The sequence below is a fragment of the Mesorhizobium sp. M7A.F.Ca.US.006.04.2.1 genome, assembly GCF_004022915.1.
In the GTDB taxonomy this organism is placed as follows: Bacteria; Pseudomonadota; Alphaproteobacteria; order Rhizobiales; family Rhizobiaceae; genus Mesorhizobium; species Mesorhizobium ciceri.
This window is the reverse complement of record NZ_RZQA01000575.1, coordinates 1-4,204: the sequence shown is the minus strand read 5'-3', so window position 1 is coordinate 4,204 and position 4,204 is coordinate 1. Positions and strand designations below refer to the sequence as shown.

At 59.9% G+C, this 4,204-nt stretch carries 5 protein-coding genes and 1 pseudogene; 3 read left to right on the top strand and 3 right to left on the bottom strand.

Annotated features, from left to right (window positions below):
• Window positions 1-233: 233 nt before the first annotated feature.
• Window positions 234-779 (top strand): CpsD/CapB family tyrosine-protein kinase, encoded by a 546-nt coding sequence (locus tag EN925_RS25570; protein WP_127370227.1) that lies wholly within the window; start codon window positions 234-236, stop codon window positions 777-779.
• Between the two features lie 166 nt (window positions 780-945).
• Window positions 946-1,740 (top strand): sugar transferase, encoded by a 795-nt coding sequence (locus EN925_RS25565; RefSeq protein ID WP_024505420.1) that lies wholly within the window; start codon window positions 946-948, stop codon window positions 1,738-1,740.
• A gap of 12 nt (window positions 1,741-1,752) precedes the next feature.
• Here the strand turns inward: EN925_RS25565 and EN925_RS25560 are convergent, their stop codons facing one another.
• On the bottom strand, window positions 1,753-1,983 hold the full coding sequence (locus EN925_RS25560) for a hypothetical protein (RefSeq protein ID WP_127219079.1): 231 nt from the start codon (window positions 1,981-1,983) through the stop codon (window positions 1,753-1,755).
• Window positions 1,984-2,110: 127 nt separating this feature from the next.
• Here EN925_RS25560 and EN925_RS39775 point away from each other — a divergent pair, with 127 nt between their 5' ends.
• Window positions 2,111-2,248 carry a hypothetical protein gene (locus EN925_RS39775; protein WP_164769510.1) on the top strand — a complete coding sequence of 46 codons (138 nt, stop codon included), beginning with the start codon at window positions 2,111-2,113 and terminating at the stop codon, window positions 2,246-2,248.
• 104 nt (window positions 2,249-2,352) lie between these two features.
• Here EN925_RS39775 and EN925_RS25555 read toward each other — a convergent pair whose 3' ends face one another.
• The gene (locus tag EN925_RS25555) at window positions 2,353-3,660 is read right to left on the bottom strand and encodes a polysaccharide biosynthesis/export family protein (RefSeq protein WP_127388452.1); all 1,308 of its coding nucleotides are present in this window, start codon (window positions 3,658-3,660) and stop codon (window positions 2,353-2,355) included.
• A 13-nt stretch (window positions 3,661-3,673) separates the two neighbouring features.
• Window positions 3,674-4,204, bottom strand: a pseudogene (locus tag EN925_RS25550) (glycosyltransferase family 2 protein); the annotation flags it as partial.

Genomic DNA, 4,204 nt, shown 5'->3' with positions numbered 1-4,204 from the left:
GTATTGGACTTGCGTTTGTAAGGCACGCGTTTGACTGGACCATAAGGTCGCCACGACAGATCCGCGACAATCTGGGCGTCGAATGCCTCGGAGAACTGCCACCGATCGGCAGAAGATCGGGCCTTGTCGACCAAGTGGCAAGATCTCCGCAATCCCGATACAGCCATAGCCTGAGAAAAGTGCGAACCGAGATAAGCCTTGCGGAAACCAGCCGCCCGATCAGGTTTCTTGGGTTGACTGCCGTATCCAACGACGGTTCGAAGAGTTCGGTGGCCAGCAATCTCGCTACGCTCTACTCGATGTCGGGCCTGAAGACGCTGGTGATTGACGCCGACATCCGGCGCCCGACCATGACCCCCTCGCGGCTTCTGAGCCAGTCGGGAGCCCTCGACCTACCGTGCCAGGACCCTGTCCGTCTCAACATCGTTCGTGCTGCGGGGCGGCCGTTCGACATCCTTTCCAGTTCGACCGTGGACGCCAGACACCTCCTGGCGCCTAGCAAGATGGAGGCGTTCCTCTCGGAGCTAGCCGCTAGTGACCTTGCCGCCAACGGACTTCCTGCCTACGACATTGTCATACTCGACCTGCCGACGCTTGCCTCGGGTGCCGACGAACTGATTGTCGGATCTGTCCTGGACGGCGTGGTGATCGTTGCCGAGTGGGGCAAGACACAGGTCCAGACGCTGCAGGAACTTGTCAAGACGTTGCAGGCCTGCAGGACCCCGATACTAGGCGTACTCTTGGCCAGGGTCCGCGCGCCCAAGCGCCGCAAAGCATGAAACCGTAGCGAGACATTCTCCTTCGGAAGTTGCAAAAAGTCTAGGAGGATCATTCCTTGGGATTAGGGGGATAGCCCCTGAGCGTCACGCTACCTCCTTTGCCCTTCTTGTCGACAACCTCCGACCTTGGAAGAGTGCAACAACAAGTCGAAACAGCGATTGTTCCATGACAACGAACGCCTTCGAGTCACATCAGGCAGCCCCGATCTGGGTTCAGCCATCTCTGCCTATCCCGTCCGACAGCCGAACGGCAGTCCTGCACGTCCTTCCCGCATCCGACAACAACGGTGCCGGGGCAGTGTTGACGGACCTTTCGCCCGCGCTCAGGTTGGGAACGACGAACCCTCCTGTGGGCGGTCTCCTGAAGCGCATCATGGATCTGGTAGTAGCATTCACGGCGCTTATGGTTGCCGCGCCGGTAATGATTGTCGTTGCTCTGCTGATCAGGATGACGGCAGGAGGCCCAGCAGTGTTCTCGCATAGCCGCATCGGCTTTGGCGGAAAGCCATTCGATTGCTACAAGTTCCGCTCGATGGTCACCAATTCGGACGAAGTTCTGAAGTCATTTCTCGACAGCAACCCTCAAGTCAGGTTGGAATGGGAGGAGACCCGCAAGATCAGGAACGACCCCCGCGTCACGGTGCTTGGGTGGATGCTGCGTAAGTCGAGCCTCGACGAACTCCCGCAATTGTTCAACATCATCCGCGGCGACATGAGTTGTGTGGGTCCAAGGCCCATCGTCAAGGACGAACTAAAATGCTACGGCGACCACTTAGGGGAATACCTTCGGGCAAAGCCCGGGCTCACCGGTCTGTGGCAGGTGAACGGAAGAAGCAGCATGGACTACGCCAACCGCGTGAAGCTGGACTGCCAGTATGTGCGGAACTGGTCGGTTTGGCTCGATATCGTGATCCTGTTCAGGACGGTTTTCGCAGTCATACGTTTCGACCGGGCTTCCTGAAGTCCCGCCGTGTCACCTTTCCTTGCGCTTCCGGTGGACGGACAGGGACAGACCGATGATATAGGCGCCAGCCAAGACGAATGACAGTATCAGGAACTTAGTGACGGTCACGTAGCCCGGCAACCCGAGCCCATTCCAGGCAAAGCTTCCGACCACAAGCAGCGCAGTCGCCGCGATCAGCGCAGGAGCCTTGAAGCGCAGTCCCATCAGAACGCCTGCCGCCGATATAGCGATTACACTCATGAGCACCGACATCTCCAGTGATACCCGCAGGAACTGATCGCCTCACTGCGGCAGGGAAGGCATCGTCAGCGTGCCCACTGATATGCGGCCTCAAAGTGCAAGGCAAGTGCCGCCGGAAATTGCTAGCATGGTCGGCCAGATCATTGAACTTGAAGCGAACCAGTTCAAAGAAAGGTGCGCGGCGGTTTTCCGTGTGGAACAGCAGAAAGACAAGCACCTGCAGCGAGCTGGCAGCTCCGCCCACTCTGAACCGTTCTGGCCATGACGCCGGCGCGTTCTTTACCCGTCCAGGCGGCCACCAACGGTCTCGGGTTCGGAGGTCATGTCGAAGGCGTTGCGAGCCGGCACCCGCGCCAATCATGAAGCCTGTCAATTGGTACCTTGAACAGAAACCGTCCCTGCCTGGACGTCGTCCTCTACAGGTAGAGCAGCCAAGCCGGACGGCGGGGCGGGGATATCGATCTTCACGGTATCGCCTGGCTCGATCGGCGTCGTTTCCTCAGCCGTGAGTTCTTGCGAGCCGCTGTCCGTCGTCCTCACGATCTTGAAGATCGGCTTGGCCCTTTCGGCGCGCTCTCTAAGGGCGAGCAGAGCAGGGGCCGTGACCTCGGTATCGTGCAACAACTGCACCGCGGTGTTGGCCTTGCTGGTCACTTCATTGAGCTGCAGTTGCGTCTCGCGCAAGGCAGCAGCGACTTCGCTGGCTTGGCTATTGCCGAGGTTGAGGATCTCGATGTCGGTCTTGCTTATCTCCTGCCTGACTCGCAAGAGCGAGGTCTCGGCAACCAACCTGTCGCTCTGCATCTGTGCGACCGTTCCCCGTAGAGAGAGTTCCCGCGGTGCAACCGCCAGCCCCTTCTGGACAAGGGCCGAAACACCCGCGAGTTCCTTCTGGATAAGTTCGATCTGTTGGTCGTGGAAGGCCATCTGCTGGCCGAGCGAGGTCAGTTCCTTTTCGAGGAAATCCTTGAGTTCGCGCAGGGCACGGAGTTGCGTCGCCATGGCGTCCTTGCGGACGGCGAAGATCTTGCGCTCCTGCTCCATCGCCACCGCGACCTTCTCGTTCGAAGCTCTGTCCTTCAGTTGCGCAGGGAAGGCGATGTCGTCGCTGCCAGCTAGTTCTGATTCCAGCCGTGCTTTGCGGGCGAGCAGACTGACGTTGCTCAGCGCCAACAAACCCACATCGCCCTGACCCACGATGACTTCACGCTCGAGCCTCGACATGTCTTCCTCGCGTGTTCGCAGGCCGCCGGCGATTCCCAGCGCCTGCAGCACCGTCAGCCCGGGCCTGTAGGGGAACTCGCCTGGCTGCGTGACGTAGCCGACAATGTAGAACGGCCTGTACTGGACAATCTCGACAGCGACATCCGGCTGGCGGCCGAGGCCCATGTGCTGCATCAGGCGGTCGCCGATCGCGCGGGCGAGGTCGCCGGGGGCGGTGCCCTGCGCGCGTATCTGGCCGACAAATGGAAGGAAGAGCGTGCCGTCGGCACCGACGACGAAACTGTCGTTGAGAGCCGTCCATTCGAAGATCACGTCGCGTGATGCGCGCCATTCGTAGACCTTGAGCCTGACCTTGTCCTGAGGTCCGAAGAGGTACTCGGCAGCCACCGTCGGCAAGGGGCAGGCAGCCGCCGCCAATGAAGCCGCCGCCACTGTCACAAGCCATTTCCGCATTGTCTTCCCACCTTCAGATTTTCAGGATGTATTCGGGTTCGATTCGTCCCATGGCGATGTGCCGGATCGCCAGCATGTTACCCCTGAGCCTGCCCCTGCGATCGATATACGGCTCAGGCCGCAGGCTCTTTGCGAGATTCGCGGCGATATTCCTGAACATCAGCGGAAGTGCGAAAGAGGCCGGAACGGAGCCCTTCCTGATCAGATAGATCGCATTCGCAACCTGGGAGTAGCCGAACCGCTCGCCGCTGACCCGCCCTGTCTTGATACCGAGATGGACGCCCGTGATCGCGGTCACGCAGACCACGCGGCCTTTGGATCTCATTTGGCTGGTGAAGTCGATGTCTTCCTGCCAGCCGTACAAGACGAGGCGCTCGTCGAAGCGCAAATCGCCCACAAGCGAGGAACGCAAGGACATGTTGCATCCGTATGCTCCGACATGGTCGACCACCGGCGGTCCATCATGTTTTTTGCCCTCGTTTTCCCGCAAGGCGGCTTCGGCATTTTCCCAGGTGAGGCCAGCATTCGTGGCACCGTCCCTGAC